The sequence below is a fragment of the Planctomycetota bacterium genome (assembly GCA_018242585.1).
In the GTDB taxonomy this organism is placed as follows: domain Bacteria; phylum Planctomycetota; class Planctomycetia; order Pirellulales; family PNKZ01; genus JAFEBQ01.
In genome coordinates, this window is record JAFEBQ010000012.1 from 307080 (window position 1) to 331453 (window position 24374).

The 24374-nt window shown below is 62.0% G+C and carries 20 protein-coding genes; 19 read left to right on the forward strand and 1 reads right to left on the reverse strand.

Annotated elements, in window-relative coordinates; translation table 11 throughout:
* The first annotated feature begins 67 nt into the window (after positions 1 to 67).
* On the forward strand, positions 68 to 1594 hold the full coding sequence (locus tag JSS27_07455) for a hypothetical protein (GenBank protein ID MBS0208772.1): 1527 nt from the start codon (positions 68 to 70) through the stop codon (positions 1592 to 1594).
* 13 nt (positions 1595 to 1607) lie between these two features.
* On the opposite strand, the gene ppk1 is transcribed toward JSS27_07455, so the two are convergent.
* Positions 1608 to 3836, reverse strand: coding sequence for a polyphosphate kinase 1 (ppk1, locus tag JSS27_07460; GenBank protein MBS0208773.1), 2229 nt, complete (start codon positions 3834 to 3836; stop codon positions 1608 to 1610).
* Positions 3837 to 4017: 181 nt separating this feature from the next.
* Here ppk1 and JSS27_07465 point away from each other — a divergent pair, with 181 nt between their 5' ends.
* The 18 genes from JSS27_07465 to flgL all read left to right on the forward strand — a co-directional run bounded on the left by JSS27_07465 (position 4018) and on the right by flgL (position 24215).
* Positions 4018 to 5043, forward strand: coding sequence for an alpha/beta fold hydrolase (locus tag JSS27_07465; GenBank protein MBS0208774.1), 1026 nt, complete (start codon positions 4018 to 4020; stop codon positions 5041 to 5043).
* A 19-nt stretch (positions 5044 to 5062) separates the two neighbouring features.
* Positions 5063 to 5923, forward strand: a complete 861-nt coding sequence (locus tag JSS27_07470) for a triphosphoribosyl-dephospho-CoA synthase (GenBank protein ID MBS0208775.1) — start codon at positions 5063 to 5065, stop codon at positions 5921 to 5923.
* Positions 5924 to 5969: 46 nt separating this feature from the next.
* Positions 5970 to 6464, forward strand: coding sequence for a 6-pyruvoyl tetrahydropterin synthase family protein (locus JSS27_07475; protein MBS0208776.1), 495 nt, complete (start codon positions 5970 to 5972; stop codon positions 6462 to 6464).
* Positions 6465 to 6938: 474 nt separating this feature from the next.
* Positions 6939 to 7361 (forward strand): hypothetical protein, encoded by a 423-nt coding sequence (locus JSS27_07480; protein MBS0208777.1) that lies wholly within the window; start codon positions 6939 to 6941, stop codon positions 7359 to 7361.
* 285 nt (positions 7362 to 7646) lie between these two features.
* Positions 7647 to 8642, forward strand: coding sequence for a flagellar motor switch protein FliG (gene fliG / locus JSS27_07485; protein MBS0208778.1), 996 nt, complete (start codon positions 7647 to 7649; stop codon positions 8640 to 8642).
* A 233-nt stretch (positions 8643 to 8875) separates the two neighbouring features.
* Positions 8876 to 11503: a DNA mismatch repair protein MutS gene (mutS, locus tag JSS27_07490; protein ID MBS0208779.1), complete on the forward strand. Its 2628-nt coding sequence runs from the start codon at positions 8876 to 8878 to the stop codon at positions 11501 to 11503.
* A gap of 30 nt (positions 11504 to 11533) precedes the next feature.
* Entirely contained in the window at positions 11534 to 12349 is an 816-nt protein-coding gene (locus tag JSS27_07495) for a ComF family protein (GenBank protein MBS0208780.1), read from the forward strand.
* Between the two features lie 74 nt (positions 12350 to 12423).
* The gene (locus tag JSS27_07500; GenBank protein MBS0208781.1) at positions 12424 to 12747 is read left to right on the forward strand and encodes a hypothetical protein; all 324 of its coding nucleotides are present in this window, start codon (positions 12424 to 12426) and stop codon (positions 12745 to 12747) included.
* A gap of 43 nt (positions 12748 to 12790) precedes the next feature.
* The gene (gene hemC, locus JSS27_07505) at positions 12791 to 13708 is read left to right on the forward strand and encodes a hydroxymethylbilane synthase (protein ID MBS0208782.1); all 918 of its coding nucleotides are present in this window, start codon (positions 12791 to 12793) and stop codon (positions 13706 to 13708) included.
* Positions 13709 to 14000: 292 nt separating this feature from the next.
* On the forward strand, positions 14001 to 14756 hold the full coding sequence (locus JSS27_07510) for a flagellar hook basal-body protein (protein MBS0208783.1): 756 nt from the start codon (positions 14001 to 14003) through the stop codon (positions 14754 to 14756).
* 57 nt (positions 14757 to 14813) lie between these two features.
* Complete coding sequence (flgG, locus tag JSS27_07515; protein MBS0208784.1) at positions 14814 to 15620, forward strand: flagellar basal-body rod protein FlgG; 807 nt, start codon at positions 14814 to 14816, stop codon at positions 15618 to 15620.
* A 15-nt stretch (positions 15621 to 15635) separates the two neighbouring features.
* Positions 15636 to 16727, forward strand: coding sequence for a flagellar basal body P-ring formation protein FlgA (gene flgA, locus JSS27_07520; protein ID MBS0208785.1), 1092 nt, complete (start codon positions 15636 to 15638; stop codon positions 16725 to 16727).
* Entirely contained in the window at positions 16724 to 17389 is a 666-nt protein-coding gene (locus JSS27_07525; GenBank protein MBS0208786.1) for a flagellar basal body L-ring protein FlgH, read from the forward strand. Before flgA ends, JSS27_07525 begins: the two co-directional genes overlap by 4 nt.
* Before the next feature lie 38 nt (positions 17390 to 17427).
* Entirely contained in the window at positions 17428 to 18489 is a 1062-nt protein-coding gene (locus tag JSS27_07530; GenBank protein ID MBS0208787.1) for a flagellar basal body P-ring protein FlgI, read from the forward strand.
* A gap of 39 nt (positions 18490 to 18528) precedes the next feature.
* Positions 18529 to 18828 carry a rod-binding protein gene (locus JSS27_07535; GenBank protein MBS0208788.1) on the forward strand — a complete coding sequence of 100 codons (300 nt, stop codon included), beginning with the start codon at positions 18529 to 18531 and terminating at the stop codon, positions 18826 to 18828.
* A gap of 85 nt (positions 18829 to 18913) precedes the next feature.
* Positions 18914 to 19399, forward strand: a complete 486-nt coding sequence (gene flgN / locus JSS27_07540) for a flagellar export chaperone FlgN (GenBank protein MBS0208789.1) — start codon at positions 18914 to 18916, stop codon at positions 19397 to 19399.
* 96 nt (positions 19400 to 19495) lie between these two features.
* Complete coding sequence (gene flgK / locus JSS27_07545; GenBank protein MBS0208790.1) at positions 19496 to 21196, forward strand: flagellar hook-associated protein FlgK; 1701 nt, start codon at positions 19496 to 19498, stop codon at positions 21194 to 21196.
* 13 nt (positions 21197 to 21209) lie between these two features.
* Complete coding sequence (gene flgL, locus JSS27_07550; GenBank protein ID MBS0208791.1) at positions 21210 to 24215, forward strand: flagellar hook-associated protein FlgL; 3006 nt, start codon at positions 21210 to 21212, stop codon at positions 24213 to 24215.
* Positions 24216 to 24374 lie beyond the last annotated feature (159 nt).

Sequence of the window (24374 nt, forward strand, 5' to 3'; positions counted from 1 at the left end):
GTGCGTACTGGACTGGTGCGACCTCCCGTGCGGCCCGACGTCGCCCTACCATTGGGAGCCAACCGCAGTGCAGCGAGCAGCCTGGCAACAATTCGCGCTAGCCGTGACGGCGGCCCTGGCGTTCACCACTTCGGCAGCGGCCCAAAAGGCGACCGAGGGGAAGCTGATGCTCGTCGTCACCGACGGTGACGGCGGCAAGCCGATGCCCTGTCGCGTACACATCAAGAACCAGGCCGGCGTGCCCCAGAAGCTCGTCAAGATGCCCTTCTGGGGCGACCACTTCGTCACGCCAGGCGAGGCCGAGTTGGTGTACCGCAAAGGGAACTACACGTTCACAATCGAACGCGGCCCCGAGTACTCGTTCCAGTCGGGCTACTTCATCATGCAGGCGTTCTCAAAGGACACCAAGACCGTCCCGTTGCACCGGGCGGTGAACATGGCGGGCGAAAACTGGTGGTCGGGCGATTTGCATGTCGTGCGGTTCGAGCGCGACATCGAACCGGCCATGCTGGCCGACGACCTGCACGTGGCCCCGCTGGTGATGTGGAACTATCGTCCGGGTGGGATAAAGGCGAACGAGCCAGTCGACGCCCATCGCAAAGACAAGCAAGTCTCCTTCGACGACAATCGCGTCTATGATCGGATGTGTGCGCGAATTGCAGGTCCGGCCGGCACGCTGTTGATGTTCAATCTTGAGAAGCAGCTTGACCTACCCGTCGACGCGAAAGAGCTGACATCGCTCGACGCCTTGCGCGCCGCTCGGCAACAACAGGGCGCCTGGGTTGACGGCGAGAAGATCTATGCCTGGGATTTGCCGGTCTGGCTGGCCGCGGGCATCGATTCGGTCGAGGTGATTCATTCGCAATTTGGTCGCGAGAAGCTGCTCGGCGGCAAGCTCGACGGGCGCGCCCCCCCCAAGTCGTCGATTGCCGACGTGGCGAAATCGGCCGGTGAAGTGGGCGAATGGTCGCAGCGCATCTATTGGCAACTGTTGAACTGTGGCCTGCGCGTGCCCCCGTCGGCGGGTAGCGGCACGGGGGACTCGGCGAATCCGCTCGGCTACAACCGGCTCTACGCCTGGGTCGACAAAGGGGAGTTCAGCTACCCGAACTGGCTCGGCGCCATCCGCGCCGGTCGAGTCACGGTCACCAACGGCCCGCTGCTGCAACCGCTGGCCAACGGCGAGCCACCCGGCGAAGTGTTTCAACTGGGAAGCGATGGCACGCTGGAGATCGACATGGCCATGAATCTGGCCGTGCGCGAGAAGGTGAGCTACATGGAAGTGATTCGCAACGGGCAACTGGCCCAGAGCATCCGCTTGGACGAATGGGCCAAGACCGGTCGCTTCCCGCCACTGCGGATCAAGGAGCCCGGTTGGTTCCTCGTGCGCGTGGTGACCGACACGCCGGACAATTACCGCTTTGGCATGACCGCCCCCTGGTTCGTCGAGACGGCCGACGGCCACAGCTACATCAGCCGCAAGAGCGTGCAGTTTTTTCTCGACTGGCTGGCCGACCGCGAGCAGAAGTTTCACGTCGTGCCCGAGGCCAACGCCTTTTGGCATGCGCTGCTTGAAAAGGCGAATGCTGAGTGAGCAGCGCCGGCGACTACGGCAACGTCATTCCGCCCGCGGCGCCGGTGGCATAACTGCCGATGCTGGCGTTTCCGTTGCTGCCGTTGCCGTTGTGAGTCGATGCCAACTCGCCATTGGCGGGCGTGGCTTCGGCCGTCGCCGTGGCGGTGACCGGCCGCAGGGCCAGCAATTCTTCCTGGCAACGATGGCGCACACCGTCCGGACCAATCTGGGCCCGCACGTCGGTCCCGTCGGCCTGCAGAATGCGGGCCTTGACGTTGTCTTCCAGGTAACGCGGAATGACCTCACGCAGAATCCGCCGCCGCAGGTCCGGCGCTTCGACCGGGAACATCACCTCGACACGGCGATAGAAGTTGCGTGGCATCCAGTCGGCGCTGGCCAAGTAGATTTCCGCCTCTTCGTCGGGGCTGAAGACATAAATGCGCGAGTGCTCCAAGAACCGGTCGACAATGCTGCGGACGCGGATGTTTTCCGAGATGCCCGGCAGCCCGGGGCGCAGGCAGCAAATACCACGGATGATCAGATCGATCGGCACGCCGGCCTGGCTGGCGCGGTACAGAGCCTCGATCACCCGGTAGTCAACCAATGCGTTCAGCTTGGCGAAGATGCGCGCGGGACGTCCCTGGCGGGCACGCTCGGCCTGGGCGTCGATCATCTCGACGACGCGGCGATGCATGTCGGCCGGCGCCACGATCAGCTTCCGCCACAGGTGCCCTTGCGAGTAACCGGTCAACAGATTGAACAACGCCGAGGCGTCGGCCACGACGTCCTCGTTGGCCGTGAACAACCCCATGTCAGTGTAGATCAGCGCCGTGTTCGGGTTGTAGTTGCCCGTCCCCAAGTGAACATAGCGGCGGACGACCCCCTGCTCTTGTCGCATCACCAGCGACACCTTGCAGTGAGTCTTCAGGTCCAAAAAGCCGAACACCACGTGAACGCCGGCCCTTTCCAGTTGCCGCGCCCAACTGACGTTGTTCTCTTCATCGAAGCGAGCCTTCAACTCGACCAGCGCCGTGACGTGCTTGCCGTTTTCGGCGGCTTGAATCAGCGCGCGGGTGATCGGCGAGTCGAGGCTGGTGCGATACAGCGTCTGCTTGATGGCCAACACGTGCGGGTCTTTGGCCGCCCGGCTGATGAACTCGACCACCGGGTCGAACGAATCGTACGGGTGGTGCAGCAGCAAGTCCTGACGCCGGATGGCGGCGAACAAGTCCTCGGTGCCGCGCTGGCCGCGGCCACGCAACGGCTGGGGAATGAACGGCGCGTCGCGGAGCATTTCGCGCCCCGGAATCTTCAACAGCTCCATCATCGACGTCAGGTCGACCGGCCCGTTGACCCGGTAGATTTCACTGTACGAATCCGCCGAATCGTCGCCGACGTGCAACCCTTCGGTCTCGATGATTTCCTCGACCAGGCTGTCATCGCCATAGGCCGCAATCTCCAGTCGGACGGCCTGGCCGCGCTGGCGGGCCTTGAGCCGGTCTTCAATGACCTGGAGCATGTCGTCCGATTCTTGTTCCAACAGCTCGATGTCGCTGTCGCGCGTAATACGAAAGCAGGTCCGGCCGATCACCTCGAAGCCGCCAAACAAGTCTGGCAGGCGATCCGCGACGACGTCCTCGAGCAGGACAAAGTTCTGTTCATCGGCCGGCCCCACCGGTACCAATCGCGGCAACACCGGCGGCAACTGCACCACGGCGAACATCGTCTTGGGCCCCAGGCCGTGCTGCCGACGCAAGGTCGTGGCCAGGTATAGCGCGCGATTGTGATAACGCGGGCTCGGGTGGGCCGGGTCGATGGCCATCGGCGTCAGAATCGGGAACGCCCGCTGCATGAAGAACTTGTCGAGCACTTCACGCTGCTCGGGCGAGAGTTGTTCCGGCGCGAGGATGCGAATCTTCTGCTCGGCAAGCTGCGGAACGACGTGCTCGTTCCAGCAGCGGTACTGGGCCGCGACCAGTTCCTTGGTGCGGGCGGCCACGCGTTGCAACTGGGTGAGCGGACGCATGCCGTCGGGCGAATAATCCTGGGGCGCGCCGTCCTCGAAGGCCTGCTCGCGCAAGCCCGAGACGCGAACCATGAAGAACTCGTCCAGGTTCGAACTGAAGATCGCCAGGAACTTCACGCGGTCGAGCAACGGGGTGGTCGGATCAACGGCTTCTTCCAACACCCGATTGTTGAACTGCAACCAGCTCAACTCGCGATTGAAAAAATGTTCGGCTTGGAAAAATTGCTCCGTCACCGGTGCGCCTTTCGCTTCGAAGAGTCCGCCGCGTTCGTGCCTGGCCTGTTTGCCTGAAATGGCTGAGCGCCGTCTGGGCAGACGGATACCGCCCCCGCCGCGCTGGCCATCCATCTACTATTCTGCCCCCTAACTAGGCCAAGGGAAAGTCAGGATTCAATTAGACTTAACGCAACCATTGATGGGCGGCCAGCTTATCGGCGACAAAGCCGGTACGACTTGCGCGACCGCCCGGGGACCGGTACACTGCGACAAGTTCCACCAATCACGTGAAAAAAGTCGACCGCTCAACACGCTTGTGACCCAGCCCCCTGATTCCACCGACTGGCGAGCCCTTTATCCGTTCGAGTCCCATTGGCTCGACCTGGGGGGCGTGCGCTACCATTACCTGGACGAAGGCTCGGGGCCGCCGCTGCTGCTGGTCCACGGCAACCCGACCTGGTCGTTCTACTGGCGCGAGTTGGTGACCGCGCTGCGCGGGCAGTACCGGCTGATTGTGCCGGACCATGTGGGCTGCGGCCTTTCGGACAAGCCGGCTGATTACCGATACCAACTCGCGCAACATGTTCAAAACTTGCGTCAGTTGATCGGCGCGCTCGATCTGCGTGACGTGACACTATTGGCGCACGATTGGGGCGGAGCGATCGGACTGGGGGCGGCCGTGGCCGAGCCCGAGCGCTTTGCCCGGCTGGTGTTGTTCAACACCGGGGCGTTCCGCGCGCCGACGATACCGCTGAGGATTCGTGTCTGTCGCACGCCCGTGTTGGGTCCGTTGGCGGTGCGTGGAGCGAATGCTTTTGCCAGGGCGGCGCTGTTCATGGCCTCAGAACATCGCGAGCGGCTGACGCCGGCTGTCCAGGCCGGTTTGCTCGCACCCTATGACAATTGGGAGCATCGGGTTGCGATCCAGCGCTTTGTCGAAGACATCCCGATGACGCCGGCTCATCCCAGCTACGCGACGCTGGCCGAAATCGAGCAAGGGCTGTCGCGGCTGCGGGACCGGCCGACGATGTTCTGTTGGGGAATGCGCGACTGGTGTTTTACCCCCTGGTTCCTGGAACGATTCTTGGAGTTCTTTCCAGGGGCCGAAGTCCACCGCTACGACGACGCGGGACACTACGTCGTCATTGACGCGATCGAACGCATCGTCCCGGCGGTCGAACAGTTTCTCAGCCGGCATCCGCTGCCGGCTCACGCCGGCGCTTAACTCACAAGGGCTGCCGCCGATGGCTAACGCTCCGCTTTCGATCGGTCAGTGCGCCACGCTGGCTTGCTTGCTCGAAGCCACGGCCGCGAAGCCAGGCAACGTCCATCGCGGCGCCGATTTCGATGACGTGACGTTTGCCGATTTCGCACTCAGCGCGGTGGCCATTGGCCCCGTGTTCGATCGGGCGGGCGAGTTGCGACTGGGGCAGCTTGTCTTGTCGGCCGTGCAGGCAACCCGGCAGTTTGTATCGACCAATACAAACCTGGGGATGCTGCTACTGCTGGGCCCGCTGGCCTTGGCGCCGCGCGATTTGCCATGGCCCGACGGAGTTGGCGCGGTGCTCGACGGCCTGACCACTAACGATGCGCGCGACGTGTACGAGGCGATTCGGCTGGTCCAGCCCGGCGGCATGGGACACGTCAACGAAGCCGACGTTGCCGGCCCGGCCCCAGAGAGCCTAATGGCGGCCATGCAACTGGCTGCTGATCGCGACCTGGTGGCGCGGCAATACACCAATCGATTTAAGCAAGTCCTCGATCAAGTCGTGCCGGCGCTGATGATCGGCGTGAATCAAGATTGGCCGCTGCAACGGACGATCGTTTACGCCTTCTTGAAGACACTGGCCGCTCATCCCGATAGTTTGATCGTCCGCAAATGTGGCACCGCGCTGGCGGATCGGGCCTCGGATATGGCGGGGCAAATCCTGGCCGAGTTCGACCCGGCCGAGGAGGCCTACGCCGACGCGCTGGCCGAGTTCGACTTTTGGCTCCGCAGCGACGGCCACCGGCGCAACCCGGGCACGACGGCCGATCTGGTGACCGCCGGTTTGTTTGTGTTGCTCCGCGACGGCATAATCAAGGGACCATTCAAGTTTTATTAATTCTGACGCCCCCACTCCCCCACCCCGCAACTCCCCCACCTCTGCTATGTCCGAGTCATACAGCGTCCGCGTCACGAAAGATTACCTGGTCTTCAGCGCGGCCCACTTCATCACGTTTGGCGACGACATTTGCGAACGGCTGCACGGGCACAACTACCGTGTCACGGCCGAGGTCGTGGGGCCGCTGAACCATCAGCACTACGTCGTCGATTTCATCCTGCTGCGCGATACGCTGCAGAAGCTCTGCCTGGAACTCGACCACTATGTGCTGTTGCCGACCCAGCATCCCAGGATTCGCGTCGCGCCCAACGACCAGGAAGTGGTCGCCACGTTCGACGAGCGTCGCTGGGTATTTCCGCGGGGCGATTGCGTGTTGCTGCCGGTGCCGAATACCACGGCCGAGTTGCTAGCCCGGCATCTCGCCGGCCGGCTGGTGGCCGAGTTACAACGGGCCAAGGACGTCCGCCTTACTTCGGTGTCGGTCGAAGTCGACGAGTGCAACGGCCAGGCCGGCCGCTTTGTGCAGACCTTCCCGGCCTGACCCCGCCACCCCGCCGTGCATATCAGAACGGCAAAGAAACAATGCTAGTTGGAAACAGCGGGCTTACTGGACGCATGATTACTTGGCCGGGAACGACGGGAAGACAGGTAAAGGTAGAAGCGGATTCCACGCTTTGGAATCCATCGCTGTACACGGAACGGACGTGGGGATCGAAGAAGTGAACCTTTTAATAGAGTTTTTCAACGAAAGCTGAGTGTCGTGAAGAGAGGCACAAACAAGAATTGTCGTCGGGGTTCTCAAGCAAAGGGACGCGTTCCAGTTCTAGCTATTTTTTTCACATTTCTTCCGGTTCTACATGGGAGTATTGGGTGCCAACAGTCGACTGCAACCCAGGCTTCTGTTGATAAGAACGACCGCGCTCAGAAGCTTCTGGTCCACCTCGCGAAAGCGCACTGCGGTATTGATTTCGACGAAACCATTCCTTCGCGAGCGAACTCGACTGAGACTGTTCATTTGCCTGATGACTGGCCACTCCATGTGGTAGGCATTCAGTTCTCGGGCATAGGCTTGACGCCCTTGACCGACGATGACCTTGATGGCATTGAAGAGTTCAAAAACTTGAAGATGCTCCGGCTACGTCATTCAGCGATTACCGATAAGACGCTCGCATCTCTTTCCAGATTAAAACATCTTGAAAACATAAGTCTCTTTAATTCACGCGTTTCAAATCGGGGTATGCAGTATTTGGCACAATGCCACTCTTTGGAGTCGATAAACCTTCAAAAAACATCCGTAACCGACGAAGGACTCCTGCAATTGATCGAATTACCGCAACTCAAATATGTTGCTGTCGATCAAGGGCAGGTGTCAGATACAGCACGTGACAGCATTCTTGAAAAACTGGGAAAAGGAGCTCTGAAGGAAATGGCGAGGTAAATGCGGCGTGCGATAGACCAACACTTTCGGATAGTGGCGAGGACCGGATGGTGGTTCTCCACGATGTTTGAACGATGAGCGATCCGAAGCCCGAGGCGCCTGGCGATATGAGGTACCAGCAGACACCTCGTTTTTCGACGACTGAACCGGTGCTAGCGCAAGCGATTCAAGTTCCCTAACCGTCACGGCCGATGACGATCGATACAGGGGAACATTCTTGCCCGGCCCGGACGGCCTGCGCAGCGGCGCGGAGCGTGGGGTCGACCTTGCCACGCTGGTTGCACCATGGCCGGAAACGACATTCGCAAAGCGGCGCTGCTGCTGCTGAGTCTGCCCGAGGAGGAAGCGGCTAAGCTGCTCTCCAAGTTGGGGCCCAAGCAGGTCGAATCGGTCAGCGTCGAGATCGCCAAGATCGGCAACGTGGCGGCCGACGAGCAAGAACAGGCCATCAAGGAATTCGCCGACGTCAATCCAACGTCGCTGTCGGTGGGCGCCGGCGGGTTGGACCTGGCCAAGAATCTGGTCGAAAAGGCCTTCGGCAAAGGGGGCGCGAGCACCCTCGAAGTCGTCCGCCAGCAGATCGAAGCCCTGCCGTTCGGCTTCCTGCAGCGCATCGACAGCCAGCACCTGCTGACATTCATCATCGACGAACATCCCCAGACCATCGCGCTGATCCTGTCGCATCTGCCTTCGCAAAAGGCGGCTGAAGTGATCGGCGGCTTGCCCAGCGAGCGGCAGTTGGCCGTGATCCGTCGCGTGGCCCACATGGGTCAAACCAATCCTGAGATCATTCAGGAAGTCGAGCGCGGGCTCAGCCACCGCATGTCGAGCGTGATGAGCCAGCAGTTCGAAACCGCCGGCGGCGTCGAAACCGTGGCCGAAATCCTGAACGTGACCGATCGGGCGACCGAGCGCTCGCTGCTCGAGAACCTGGCCCAGGAAGATCCGGACCTGGTCGAGGACATTCGCCGCCTGATGTTCGTCTTTGAAGACATCTCGAAGTTCTCGAACAAGGACATCCAGATGGTCCTCAAGAACGTGGAAAGCTCGCAATGGGCGATGGCCTTGAAGACGGCCAGCGAAGACTTGAAGCAGAAGGTCATGAGCAACATGTCGACGCGCGCCGCCGAATTGTTGCGCGAGGAGATGGAATACCTGGGCCCCGTTCGCCGCAGCGCCGTCGAGCAGACGCAACAGCAAATCGTCGACGTGGTCCGCCGTCTGGAGGACAGCGGCGAAATCACCATCTCGAACAACGACGAAGCGGAAGAGCTGGTCTAAGGATTTGCCACGGAGGCACGGAGACACGGAGGTTAACACGGAGGGGAACCAGGAATGACCAAGCGTTACTGACCAATGTCCAATGCTGAACCGCCGCGTATCTCCGTCCCCCCCTGCCCCGTCGTTGCCCCACTTAGTTTTTTTCTCCGTGCAAATCTCCGCGCCTCCGTGACTCCGTGGCAAATCATGCCCGGCACTTGGGAGAGCGCCGCAAAACTGCTAGCATGGGCCGCATGAACGTCAGCCCCATGATGCAGCAGTATTTCGACGCCAAGGCCGCCTGTCCCGACGCGCTGCTGCTGTTCCGGATGGGGGACTTTTACGAGCTGTTTCACGACGACGCGAAAGCGGCGTCGCAGCTCTTGGGCCTTACGCTGACCAGCCGCGACAAAGGGGAAAACCCGGTCCCCATGGCCGGCTTTCCCTATCATCAGCTCGACGGTTACCTGGCCAAGATTGTGTCGTCGGGCCTGCGTGCCGCCATCTGTGAACAGGTCGAAGACCCGCGCCAGGCCAAAGGAATCGTCAAGCGCGAAGTGACTCGAATCGTCACCCCCGGCACGGTCACCGACGACGCGCTGTTGGACCCGTGCCAGAGCAACTACCTGGCCGCCTTGGTGCCGACCGGCCCCAGCGACGGCGACACGGTCGGACTCGCTTGGGTCGAGCTATCGACCGGCCAGTTTTATGCCGCCCAGTTCGCCGCCGCGCGCTTGCCCGACGAGCTGGCCCGTATTACGCCGGTCGAGTGCCTCTTGCCCGACGAGGTGACGATGCCGCCGGCGGTGTTCACCTCGATGCTGCATACGCGCCGCCCGGTCTGGGCGTTTGGCGAGCGCTCGTCCCGCGAACTGCTGGCCAAGCATTTCGGCAGCCACGCGGTCGAAGGGTTTGGCTTCGGCGAGGCCGACGGCCCGAGCTTGCGCGCGGCCGGCGCGCTGCTCGAATACCTGACCGAGACGCAAAAAAGTTCGCTCGCCCACATCGATCGACTGGTCCCCTACCGCACCGGGGCGACGCTAGAAATCGACGAAGCGACCCGCCGCAGTTTGGAAGTCAGCCGAACCTTGCGCGACGGGCGGCGCGACGGCTCGGTGCTGGGTGTACTCGACCGAACGGCAACGGCCCTCGGCGCGCGATTGCTCGCCGAATGGTTGGTGAACCCGCTGACCGATGTAGTGGCGATCGACCAGCGCTTGGACGCCGTCGAAGAGTTCCGTTCTGGCGCAACTTGGTGCGAGGATGTGCGCGAGCTGTTGCGCGGGGTGCATGACCTGGAACGCTTGCTCGCCCGTGTGACGACCTGCCGGGCGACGCCGCGCGACTTGGGGGGCGTGGTCCGCACGTTGCGATTGTTGCCCGCCTTGAAGGCCAAGTTGACCGCGCGGCGCAGTGCGCTGTTGAACGGACTCGAAGCGCGGCTTGACCTATGCGAAGATTTGCGCGCCAAGCTTGACAAGGCCCTGGTCGATGAATGCCCGCTGGTGTCGAACGAAGGGGGAATCATCCAGCCTGGCTATCATACCGAGCTGGACAATCTGCGCGATCTGGCCAGTGGCGGCAAGCAGTGGATCGCCCAGTATCAGACTGACGAAGCGGCCCGCACCGGTATTCCCAGCCTGAAGGTCGGCTTCAACTCGGTCTTTGGCTACTTCCTCGAAGTCACGCACACGCATCGGGACAAGGTGCCGGCCCATTATCACCGCAAGCAGACGGTGAAGAACGCCGAGCGGTACATCACGCCCGAGTTGAAGGAATACGAAGAGCGGGTGCTGAAAGCCGACGAGCAGGCGCGCGGGCTGGAACAGTCGCTGTTCTTCGAGCTGCGCAACGAGGTGGCGAGCGCGGCGCGGCGGTTGCGCGCGACGGCCGATGTGTTGGCCCATGTCGACGTGCTGGCTGGCTTGGCGCAATTGGCGCGCGAGCGGAACTATTGCCGGCCCAAGCTGGTCGAGGAATCGGTGCTCGAACTGGTCGGCAGCCGGCATCCGGTGCTCGACGCGCTGAGGCCCGACGGCACGATCGTTCCCAACGACATTCGGGCCGACGCTGAACATGGCACGATGCTCCTGATCACCGGCCCGAACATGGCCGGCAAAAGCACCTACATTCGCCAAGCGGCGCTGCTGGTGCTGATGGCCCAGATCGGCAGCTTTGTTCCGGCCGAGTCGGCCACCGTCGGAATCGCCGACCGGATATTCGCGCGCGTCGGCGCGAGCGACGAACTGGCCCGCGGCCAAAGCACGTTCATGGTCGAAATGATCGAGACGTCGCGGATCTTGAACACCGCGACGCCGCGCAGCCTGGTGATCCTCGACGAAATCGGGCGCGGCACGAGCACCTATGACGGCGTATCGTTGGCCTGGGCGATTGTCGAATACCTGCACGACCAGATCGGCTGCCGGACGCTGTTTGCCACGCACTACCATGAATTGACCGACCTGCAGACGACACTCCCCCGATTGCGAAATCTGAACGTGGCGGTTCGCGAATGGAAAGACGAGTTGGTCTTCCTGCACAAGATCGTCGAAGGGGCGGCCGACAAAAGCTACGGCATTCACGTGGCGCGCTTGGCCGGGGTGCCGCGCGAAGTATTGACCCGCGCTCGCAAGATTCTCGGTCAACTCGAACAGGACCATCTCGACGAGCAAGGGCGTCCCAAGTGGACCAAGGCGAAACCGGCGGCCGGTGGGCAAATGCAACTGACGCTATTCGGCCCTCCGGAACACCCCGTGGCCGATGAGCTGGCCCAGTTGGATGTCGACCAGTTGACACCGTTGGCGGCATTGACGTTGATGGCCGAGTGGAAGCGTCGCTTCGACCGAACCGGTAACGAGGAAGCGTCGCCCCATCCCCGCTAAGGTTTTCCCGCGTCAGTGCGAGAGGCTCGCATGTCAGCCCTGGTGGACCGCACGATCTCGGCCGGCTCGCTGATGAACTTCTTGACCGGCACCTGGTCGCGGGCACGCGCGGCCACGCGGCGCGCGATGAGTGGCGGTATCGATCTGGTATTTCCGCCTGAATGCGCGTTATGCCAAGCGCCGTTCGAGGCGGCTCGGTCGCCGATGTTGTGCGGCGACTGCCTGGTTTCGCTTCTGGGACGCGCGGTGCCGCGGTGTGGTCGCTGTGGCGCGCAAACGGCGATCGCCACGCCCGTCGAACTGGGGTGTGGCAAATGCCAGCGGCCGCTGTTGCACTTTGACGGAGCGGTGGTCCTGGGGAGCTACGAAGCGGCGCTGCGCGATGCTGTCCTGCGTTGCAAAGGGAAACACCACCAGTTGCTGGCCCGGGCGCTCGGCGAGCTGCTGGCCGAGCAACAGTTGGCCGAGTTTTCGTATTGGCGACTCGGCGCGGTCGTGCCGATCCCCATGCACTGGCGACGTCGGCTGGTGCGCGGCGCGAATAGCCCTGACTCCTTGGCCGAAGCGGTCTCGCGCCGGCTCGGCACGCGGTGTATCGTCCACGGCGTATCGCGCCGGCGGGCCACGCTGCCTCAGTCGCGCGTCAACGCCGACCAGCGGCGTAAGAATGTCCAAGGAGCCTTTCGCGCGAGCGCGTCGTACGATTGGCGCGGCGCGCGGGTGCTATTGGTCGATGACATTCTGACCACCGGGCACACCTGCAACGAAGTGGGCCGCGTGCTGCGCGACGCCGGCGCCGAGGCGATCTTCGTCGCGATCATGGCTCGCGCGCAGGGAAACGTCTAACGCCATTTGCGTATCAGATCGAGTGCTAATACACTCGATGTTTTCCGGCTTGCCTAAACGCGAGGGGCTTTCCTTTGTTCGGTCTGATCACGACTATTGTCGGGATAGTTTTGTACGCCTGCTTCGCTAAGGGATTCTTAGGACAGGACGGACCGAACTGGGCTCATATGTTTCTCGTAAGCGCGGCCATTGCCGTTGCAAATGTGATCTGTGGTATCGTAGTTTTTCCCTTTTTGGGAGGTTGGACATTTTTCGTCATTGCACCGCTCGATATTGCGATCCTCAAATATGGCTGTCGCGTCGTGTGGTGGCGTGCAGCCGTAGTTTTTGTCGGTGTCTTGATTTGCCAGATTCTGTTGATGGTCTTGCTTGCATGGATGAATGGGACTCCCTTCTGACCCCACCATTTGCCTTGACCTCTTGCGAGGCGGTTGGATTTGAATGGCATTGAAAATTGGCACGCGCGGCAGCCCTTTGGCCCGCTGGCAATCCGACTGGGTCGCCGATCAACTTCGCGCCGCCGGGCACGAGGTCGAGTTGGTGGTCATCGCCACTCGCGGCGACAAGGCGCAAGCCGGCCCCATCTCGGCCATTGCCGGCGGCGACGGAGTGTTTACCAAGGAATTGCAACGGGCCTTGCTCGACCACGAAATCGACCTGGCGGTCCACAGCCTCAAGGATTTGCCAACCGCGCCGGTCGCGGGCCTGGCCCTGATGGCCGTGCCACCGCGGGCGTCATCTTGCGATGCCTTGCTATCGCGGGAAAGTTTGCCCTTCGATCAGTTGCCACAAGGAGCGACCATCGGCACCGGCAGCCTGCGTCGCCGGGCGCAACTGTTGAACGCTCGGCCCGATTTGAAAATGGCTGACCTGCGCGGCAACATCGACACGCGGCTTCGCAAGTTGCGCGAGGGGCAATACGACGCTATCTGCCTGGCCGAAGCGGGGCTTGATCGGCTGAGACTGGCGGAACATGTCACGCAAGTCTTCCCGCGCAGCTTGATGCTCCCCGCCGTCGGGCAAGGGGCGCTGGGCGTCGAAGGTCGCGGCGACGACGAAGCGACGCGACGCGCGGTCTCGACGCTCGACGACCTGGTGACCCATGCCGCCGTGCTAGCGGAACGAAGCATGCTGGCCACGTTGTGCGGCGGCTGTTTGGCGCCAATTGGAGCCTGGGGACGTGTCAGCGGCGATCAACTGAAACTCGACGGGGTCGTGCTATCGGCCGACGGGCGCAGACGACTGTATGCCGCTGGGCAGGCCGACACGTCCGATCCCAAGAAGCTCGGTAAGCAGGTGGCCGAGCAACTACTGGCCCAAGGCGCGGCTGAGCTGATCGAGCAATGCCGAGCGAGTTGACGCTTGGGCTGACTTGATGCTGTCAGCGGAGATTGCGCTCGTCGACCGGCAAACTCTGCCGGTTGCGCAAACTTTGCCGCGCGGCACGCATCTGCAATTTCCCACGGCGCGACCATTCGTAACTCGCGATTTCTTCGCATCTTGCGCGCCGCAACGTAATTCGATTTCGCTTCTCCACGCGTCTTGGCACATCGGTTGCTAAGAGAGGCGTCACGCAATAGCTCGTCGCTACCGGCGCGTTAAATCCAACGCGCCGCGCGACGAGCCCAATGAACAATGGATAGCGTTCGCGATGCCCTACGGGTTGTACATCTCGGCCGAAGGCGCCCAGGCGCAAAGCACGCGGCTCGAAGTGTTGAGCAATAACATTGCCAACGCCTCGACGCCCGGCTTCAAGCGCACGCTAGCGATCTTCCAGGCGCGCTACGCCGAGGAGACGCAACGGGGCCAGGACGTGCCCGGCTCGCGCTCGATCAACGACATGGGCGGCGGCGTGATCGGCTTTGAGACCAGCACCGACTACTCGACTGGGCCGCTGAAAGAGACTGGTCAGTTAAACGATCTGGCCATTCCTGGCGAGGGCTTCTTCATGGTCCGCCGCGGCGAACAGGATCTGCTGACGCGAGCCGGTAACTTCAGAATCAATCCCGAGGGCTTTTTGCAAACGCCCGAGGGGGACTTGCTGCTGGCGTCGGACACGCGGCCCATGTTCGTCAATCCGAATGGTCCGCCGTATTCGTTCAATCAGCGGGGCGAATTGACGCAAGACGGCGTCACGACCCAATTGGCGATCGTTCGTCCCAATTCGCTGGGCGATCTGGCCAAGATGGGCGACAACTTGTTCCGACCACTGGCGCCGGTCGAGCCCGTGCCCGTCGAGGATCGAAACGTCCTGACGGGTCACTTGGAACTGTCCACGGTGCGGCCGGCCGAGGAAATGATGGAACTGATTGAAGCCTCGCGCGTGTTCGAGGCCAATACGAACATGGTCCGTTTTCAAGATCAGATGATGGGCAGCTTGCTCGATCGGTTGATGAAAGTCAGCTAAGCGGGCGACCCACGAAACAATGTTGATTCCCTAACGCAAGTAATTGGTTGAGAAACGATGAGCGTACAAACACTGTACACCGCCGCGACGGGCATGCGGGCGCTGGAAACCAAATTGGACGTGATCGCCAACAATCTGGCCAACGTCAACACCACGTCCTACAAGCGTGATCGCTGCAACTTTGAAGACTTGTTCTACAAAGAGATCAAGTTGCCTGGCACGATCGACGCCCAGCAGAACTACACCCCCGTCGGCATCCAAGTGGGCCTGGGCACACGCGTGCAGGGGATTCAGACCGACTACAGCCAAGGCGCATTCTCGACCACCAACAATCCGACGGACGTGGCCATTAACGGCCCCGGCTTTTTCGTCGTGGTTGATCCGGCTTCGGGGCAACAGGTCTTTACTCGAGCCGGCAACTTCTCGGTCAACTCGCAGAATCAGATGGTGATCGGCTCGGCCCAAACCGGCCGGCAGTTGTTCCCCGCCATTCAGTTGCCCCAGGACTGGATGAATATGACCATCGGTCCCGATGGCACCGTCCAGGTGCAACAAGCCAACAACACGCAATTCACCACGGCCGGCCAGATTCAGTTGGCCCGTTTTTTCAACCCGCAAGGCTTGCTGAAGAACGGCGAGAACCTGTACTCGGACACGTTGTCGAGCGGGCCGGCGCAGATCGCCACGCCCGGCACCATTGGCCTGGGCTCGCTGGTGCAGAACACGTTGGAATTGTCGAACGTCGACCCGGTGAACGAACTGGTCGACCTGATCACCACGCAGCGGTCGTTCGAGTTGAACTCCCAAGTCGTGCAAGCCGGCGACCAGATGTTGCAGCTGATCAGCAATTTGCGCCGATTCTAATCGCGAGCGTTTAACATGAAGCAACTCCACAACATTCTCGCTCGTTGCGTCGTGCTGCTGACCGCCTTGGTCATCGGCGCCGCGGTCGTCACACCGGCCGACGCTGCCGAGTTGGTTCTGCGCGGCTCGATCAAAACCACCGACGTGCTGGTCCACCTGGGGGACGTGGCCGACATTTACACCGACGATGCGCAACTGCTGCACGCCCTGCGCGGCGTCGAGCTGTTCCCGGCGCCGCAACCTGGCGCCAAGCGGCAACTGCGGATTCGCGAGTTGCAAGACCTGCTGGTGCAGCGCGGCGTGAACATGCTCGAGCACCGTCTGGCCGGCGCTAGCCAAATTGAAATCATCAACGCCACCGTCGATGAAGCGTCCCAGGCCGTTGCCCCGCCCAATCCGGCGCAACTCCGCCGCGCGAACGATGCCGTCCGCGCAGCCGTGGCGGGCTACCTAAATGGCCGGGCCGGGCATGAAGAACAATGGAACTTGGAACTGAACCTGACCGGCGACCAGGGCAATGTGGTGCTGGCGGCCAACACGCAAGTGCAAATCAGCGGTGGCAAGGCCCCGTGGCTGGGCGCCCAGAAAATGACTGTCGCGCCGCGCAGCCCGAATGCCTCGACGTTTGAAATCGAAGTTCGCGTGTCGCTGCCGCCAGCGGTGGTAATGTTGAACAAAGCCTTGCCTCGCGGGGGAGTGATTCGCTCAGGCGATGTGACCCTGGAACGAGGCGTGAAGTTTGACTCCAAAGGGGCCGCGCCGTTCACGCGATTGGAAGACGTGATCGGCATGGAAACCACTCAAGTGCTGGCCGCCGGTCAGTACCTCGACGCCGACGACGTGCGAGCGCCGATCGTGATTCGCCGCGGCGACGTGGTGACGGTTTATGTGCGGAGCGCTGGCCTCTTGGTGCGAACGACGGGCCGGGCCCGCGAGGACGCCAGCCAGGGGGACTTGATTTCGATCGAGTCGCTGCTGAATCGCCAGACGTTCTTTGCCCGCTGCACGGGGATTCAAGAAGTCGAAGTGTTCGCCCACGCGGCCGGCGGAGGCATGGCCCCGGCCGGCGCAGTGGCGGCGGCCCAGGGTGAGGGAGGTTCACGATGAAACGACGTTTGATCGCCTGTGCCACGGTCGGCTGTCTGGCCTGGTGCGTGGAAAGCAAAGTGTTCGCCCAAAGCAGCAGCTTGTACGGAGCGCCCGAGGCTCGCGCGCCGCTGTCGCTGGAAGGGAACTCCTGGACCTACTTGAAGGTCGACGCGCCGCGCGAAATGCAACTGAACGACATCATTACCGTCATCGTTAGCGAAAACTCGCAAGTGTTGGCCGAAGGAGCGGTGCAACGTCGAGCCCAAAACAACGCCGACTTGAATCTGCAAAACTGGATCGGGCTCGACGGCTTCGGCATCTTTGGCACCACGCCAGCCAATGACCCGCGCGTCCGCGGCCAGGTAAACAGCCAATACCGGACCACGATGTCGATGGACACCAAGGAATCGGTCAAGTTCACCATCGCGGCCCGCGTGGTCGACGTGCGTCCGAACGGCACGTTGGTGATCGAGGCTCACGATCGGTACCAAAGCAACCACGAAGTCTGGGAGCAATCGTTGTCGGGCATCATCCGCCGCGAAGACATCCTGCCCAACAACACCGTGATGAGCGAAGACATCAACGAGTTGAGCATTTACAAGCGCGAGAAAGGGCACGTCCGCGACGCTTATCGCCGCGGCTGGCTGCTGAAGATTCTGGACCAGGTCAAGCCGTTCTAGTCGCGTCGCCGGTTGGCAAGCTCATCGAGACGCAGCATATGAAGATTCATCAACAAATCATCGCCGCGGTTGCCGTCGCCTGGCTCGGGCTCGCTGCCTCGCCAGCTTTCGCGACCACGCGGCTCAAAGACATCTGCCGGGTCAAGGGTCAGGAATCCAACACCTTGCACGGTCTGGGCATTGTCGTGGGGTTGCCGGGGACTGGGGACGGCGGCACGTTCTTGCCGACGATTCGCAGTCTGGCCACCGCAATGGACCTGATGAAGAACCCCATTGGCAAGTCGGGCGCGGCCGAATTGAAAGAATCGCGGAACGTCGCGTTGGTGACGGTCACCGCCACGATTCCCCCCGGCGGCGCTCGCCAGGGTGACGAGTTGGACTGCGTCGTCAGCTCGATCGGCGCGGCCAAGAGTCTGGCTGGCGGCGAGTTGTTCCTGACCGCCATGCAAGGTCCGCAGGTCGACAGCGAGCGCGTCTTTGCCTTCGCCCAAGGCCAACTGCACGTCGACGATCCCAAAATGGCCACGCGAGCCAAGGTGCATCGCGGGTGCCGCTTGGAAGAAGATTTCATCAACGTCTTCGCCAAGGACAACAAGATCACGCTGGTGCTCGACGAACATCACGCCGATTTTGAAGTGGCCCAGGAAGTCGCCGACGTCATCAACAGCCAGCTCAGCATTCAGAGCAACGACGGCCCGTTGGCCCGGGCACAGACGGCGGTCAACGTCGAAGTGCGAGTGCCGGCTCAGTATCAATCGGAACCGGTGGCGTTCATTAGCCAGGTGCTGGCCCTGACGATCCAGGAACCCCAGACCGAGGCCCGCGTCGTCGTCAATGAAAAGACCGGCAGCATCGTGATCGGCGCCGACGTGACCATGGGGGCGGTCGTCGTCACCCACAAGAACGTGGTCGTCGAAACCGGCGACAACCTGCCGGCCAATCGCTTTGTGCCGATCGACACCGAACGGGGCCAGACCACCAAGCTCAAGGCCCTGGTCGAGGCGCTCAACGCCTTGAAGGTGCCGCAACCCGACGTGATTGACATCATCAAGAGCCTGGAACGGAACGGCAAGCTGCACGGCAAACTGATCGTTGAGTAATCGTCCACCGGATCGAACCCTTCTCACGGAATCAACGCGATGAACATCAGCTCGATCATGTCGAACCCATCGATGCCAGCGGCCAGCGTGGCCCCGCGGGCCGCCAAGCAGCCCGAGTTGCGCGAGGCGTTCGACAACTTTGTCGGCGAAACATTCTTCAGCCAGATGCTGTCGTCGATGCGGACCTCGGTGGGCAAGCCGGCCTACTTTCACGGCGGCCGCGCCGAGGAGATTTTCCAGGGGCAGCTCGACCAGATCTTGTCCCAAGAATTCACCAAGGCCGATGGCCATTCGCTGACCGGCGACATGTTCCAACTGTTCAACGCGCCGCGGCGATAACCGACGCAGCCACGATCGATAGCCCGACTTCAACGAGTAACCACCGCCGCACCGATTTGCAAATCACCCCCTGGCACAGGCCACTATGAACGACTCCTGGGAACCGGAACTGGTCGAACTGCTCAACAATCTGTCGTCGACTCAGGACGAGTTGTTCGCGGCGCTGACGCGCAAGCGCGATTGTCTGGCCCAGAGCGATCTGGCCGGGCTGGCCGAGGTGCAAGCCGTGGAACAGTCGCTGATCGAGCGATTGCAGCGCTGCCACGAACAGCGCCAGCAACTACTGGCACGCGCCTCGCGCCAAGGATTGCCGAGCGACAGCATCCGCACGCTGGTGACAGCAGCGCCAGGCATCGACCGCCAGCAGCTATCGCAGCGCGTCGCCGAAACGACTCAGCGGACACGCTTGCTACACCAGCAGAATCTGGCCAACTGGGTGGTAGCACAGCGGACGCTGATACATCTGTCACAATTGCTAGAAATTATCGCGACCCGAGGTCGCATGCGGCCGACGTATGAAAAAGGAGACGTCGCGGGCGATCAAGGCGCATTGGTCGACCAGGCCGCCTAGCGACAACGCACAGCTAGCTGCGCGGCGATCGCTCTTCTGTTTTCGATCGCCCTCCACTGTCGATTTCCCGCCTCGCGTCGAGTCCTCGGTGCGCTGATGAGTTTGTTCGGCTCAATCCAGGTCGCCAACAATGCGCTGATGGCGGCGCAGCTTGGATTACAGGTCGTCGGCGAAAACGTCGCCAACGCCAACACACCGGGCTATAGCCGCGCGCAGCTGGTCCAGGTTCCCGCCACCACGGAAAAGGTGGGGAACGTGTTGATGGGCCTGGGCGTCGAGGTCACCGGCGTCAGGCAGCAGATTGACCAGTTCCTGAATCAACGCTTGCGAACCGCGAACGGCGACCAGGCCAGCGCGCAAACTCAGCTAACCACGTATCAAAACCTGGAAGGGGCGCTCAACAGCCTGGGCTCGACCAACATCACCTCGTCGCTGACCAAATTCTTTGGCAGCCTGCAGGATGTCGTCAATCAGCCTGAGGATGTTTCGGTTCGCAACACGGCGGTTCTCAATGGCCAGGCGTTGACGCGGACGATCAACAGCCTGGCGCAACAAGTCACCCAGATGCGTTCTGACGCCGACTCACAGCTCAAAGGGGACGTGCAACAAGCCAATAGCCTGGTCCACCAGATCGCCGGCCTGAACCTCCAGGTCAGCAACTTGACGGGATCGCAAGGGGGGAGCAGCAGCGCCGTCGGCCTGGTCGATCAGCGCAACGCGGCGCTCGACAGCTTGTCGAAGCTGGTCAACGTCAAAGTGAACTTCGACCAGCAAGGCAATGCCAACGTCTTTGTCGGCAACGACTATTTGGTCTATCAGGGAACCGAGCGCCAACTCGACACGACCAACGGCGCCGACCGGGGACAGGTGGTCACGAACATCGTGCTCAAGGACACCCAGGCCCCATTGGACATGAGCGGCGGCGAGATGTACGGCCTGGTCCAATCGCGCGACACGATTCTGGGGGGCTTCACCGACCAACTGAACGGCGTCGCCTCGACGCTGGCCAGCGAGTTCAACAAGATTTACACCAGCGGCCAGGGACAGACGGGCTATTCGACGCTAACCAGCTTGAACAGCGTGTCGAGCAACAGCCGGCCTTTGGACGCCGCCGGCCTGAGCGTGACGCCGACCAGCGGTTCGTTCCAGGTGCAGGTCTACAACACCCAGACCCAGCAGACAACGACCTCGGTCGTCAACGTCGACTTGTCGGGGCTGAACAATCACGACACAACCCTGTCGAGCCTGGCATCGCAGTTAAACGGCATCTCGGGCATCTCGGCGTCGGTCAACGGTCAAGGGCAATTGACGATCAATAGCGCCTCGCCGAACTTGCAATTCACCTTCGGCAACGACACCAGCGGCGCGCTCTCGGCGCTGGGGCTCAACACGTTCTTCACCGGCAGCGACGCCTCGACCATCGGCGTCAACTCGACCGTGTTGAATGATCCGACCAAGTTCGCGGCCAGCACCGCAGGCATCGGCAACGATGTCAGCAATGCCGTAACGATGTCGGGTTTTCTTGACCAGCCGCTCGATTCGCACCCGGGCCAGACGTTCAGCCAGTTGAACGCCGCGCTGACGACCGACACGGCCCAAGCATCCGCCAATTCCCAAGCGGTCTCGGATGGCGCCACCTCGTACCAAAGCACGCTAGCCGCCCAGCAAAACGCCGTCAGCGGCGTGAACGTGGACGAGGAAGCGGTCAACATGATTACCTACCAGCGAGCCTACCAGGCCTCGGCCAAGATCATCTCGACGATCAACGAGATGCTTAACACGTTGATGCAGATCTAGCGAGCTATTGGCCATGTCGCGCATCAATTCCATTCCGATCCCGCGCATCAGCAACGACTACGAGCGCACCCAGCTCTTGGCGCAGCTGCAGAACAATCAGCTGCAACTGGCCAAGCTCGAAACTCAGGTCAGCACTGGCCAGAAATACGCGCTGCCTAGCGACGATCCCAACGCGGCGCTGCGCGGCATTGCCATGCAGACGGCCCTGTCACGGAACGGCCAACTGCAGACGAATATCAACATGACGAACGCATTCCTGGGGGCCACGGACAGCGCGCTGTCGAGCGTCAGCGACGCCTTGAACCAGGCCCTGACCCAGGCGCTGCAGGCCACCGGTTCAACGGCCAGCGACAGCCAGCGCGCGATCGCCGCCCAGTCGGTTAGCCAACTGTTGAACCAGGTGCTGGCTTCGGCGAATCAAACCTTCAACGGCCGGTCCCTGTTCGCCGGCACGGCCACCGGGACCACGGCCTTCACGCGCACCACCGCCGGCGTGGTCTACAACGGCAACGATCAATCGCTGCAAACTTTCCAGTCGCTCAATGCCCTGATGCCAACGAACATTGACGGCAACACGGCATTTGGCGCAATGACGTCGGCGTTGAGCAGCGGCGCGTTTACCCCGTCGCTGTCGCTGACCACGCAGTTGTCCCAGCTCAACAGCGGCCAAGGTGTGAGCCCGGGAAGCATCATCGTCTCGGACGGCACGCACTCGAGCACGATCGATCTGAGCAGCGCTTCGACCCTGGGGGACGTGGCGCAATTGATCGAGCGCAACCCTCCGGCGGGTCGCACGGTGACCGCCCATGTGACGCCTACGGGGCTGACGATTCAACTCGACTCGGCTGGCGGCGGCAATCTTAGCATTACCGACGTCGGCAGCGGCCACACGGCCGAACAGCTCGGTATTGCCAACACGGCGGCCATCGGTACCGGCCCGCTGGTGGGATTGCCCCTGCAGCCGGCGCTGCTGGCGACCACGCCGTTGGCCGACTTGCTGGGCACGCGAGCCAGCGCCAACATGTCGTCCCAAGGGCCGAACAATGATTTGTTGATCACCGCGCCGCAAAACGGAACGGACTACAACGGCGTGACGGTCAGGTATGTCGATAGCTCGCACCTGCAAGCGGGCCCCGGTTTGACCGCTGGGCACGAGCGCGCATTCTACTCGGCGGCCCCGTTGTCGGCCACGGCGGCCTTGATGCTGCCCGGCGCGGCAAACGATCTCGTCCTTACAGCCACGACGGCCGGTACGGCGTACAACAACGCCCACATCAATATTGTGAATGGCGGCGCCATCGGCGACAACGCCACCGCCTCTTGGAATGCCGGCACCAACACGCTCACGCTATCGGTCGATAGCACGGGCCAGACCTCAACGCAGACGCTGATTAACGCCATCAATGCCGAGGGGCATTTCAATGCCGCCCGCGATTCCAGCGGCGAAGCCAACAGCAGCGGCGGCGTGATTCCCGCCTCGGCCATCGGACTGTCCGGCAGCACTTACAACACCGGCGCCGACGCCAACACGCTGACCGTGATCATTCAATCAGGAAGCTCGACAGCCAACCAGATTGCCGCGGCGATCAATTCACAGACTTCGTTTACTGCTCAGCTTGACCCGGCTGAACTCAACAACGACGGCACCGGGGCGGTGCAAGATTCATACGGCCAGCCGTTGAACGTAGCGGTCACCGCGAATGGCAGCGGCACGATTCTGGACCAGGTCTCGGGCCTGCAAGTGACCAACGGCGGGCAGAGTTCGGTGATCGACCTGAGCGGCGCCAAAACGGTGCAGGATCTGCTCAATTCGATCAACGGCAGCGGCGCTTACCTGTACGCGCGCATCAACAGCGCCGGCACCGGCATTGAAGTTCAATCGCGGCTCAGCGGTTCAGCGCTGTCGATCGGCGAAAACGGCGGCACCACGGCTACCCAGTTGGGCATTCGCACGTTTACGGACACCACGCCGTTGTCCGCACTGAACAATGGCAACGGGATCACCGTCACGCCGGGCACTTCGTTTTCCATCACACGCATGGATGGTGTTTCGTTCAACGTCGATGTGAACAGCGCCACGACCATCGGCGACGTGCTGGGCGCCATTAACAACAACGCCACCAACCTGGGGAGCGGCATCCCGGTGGTCGCGTCGCTAAACAAGTATGGCAACGGCATCCAACTGAGCGAGGACGGCCCGCCGAATCCTGGCTCGGGCTCGATTCAGGTCACGCCTGGCACCGCCGGCGCACTGGTGACGCAACTGGGGCTGGTTCCGGTCGGCGCTACCATCAGCGCGACGCCCAACGCCGGCGCGACCGCTTCGGCCACGGTCGCGAGCGCCGGGGCGAACAATGACCTGCTCTTTAACGCAACAGGCGTCGGTTCGGCGGTGAACGGCGCGACGATTAGCTTTGTCGACACCGGCGCCAACCCGCCGTCGGTCAATTATAACCCGGCAACCAAGCAACTGGTGTTCGGCGTCCAGTCGGGCGTCACGACCGCCAATACCATCATCAGCACGCTGGCGGCCGACCCGACGGCCAGTCAGTACTTCACCGCCAGCTTGGACCCGGCGGACGGCTCGCCCAATGACGGCACGGGCGCGGTCGACGTAACGGCCACCGCCACCGCCAACGGCGGCGCGCCGCAGACCCTGTCGGGCGACGACGTCAACCCGCAACAGACCGCGGGCGTGTTCACCGCGCTATTGAACTTGCAGTCGGCGCTAGAAAGCAACGACACCGCGGCAATTGGCTCGGCGACGGACATGCTGAAGTCCAGCATTGTCTCGGTGAACGCGGCCCGAGCCGAAATCGGCGTCTGGCAGCAGGGGATGGACGCGCTGCAGACCCAGTTGAACTCGACGAATACCAATCTGCAGACCGGCATCTCGAACACGATGGACATCGACATGGCGGCGGTGATTTCGCAGTTGATGTCCCAGCAGACCGCCTATGAAGCGACGTTGCGGACGGCCGGCTCGATCTCGCAGTTGACGCTGCTGAACTTCATTTAGCAGGCGGCGTCCGAGCGCCAGTCGCTGTCATTGGTAGCAATCCGCCTTCGCTGACAGCGGCGCTCACTGTTGGCCGCGCGGCGACTGACAGTTCCACGCCCAACTTTTTTGTTGTGCGCAATTCTCCGTTTGTACCGATAGTTCCAAAGAAGCGCCCTC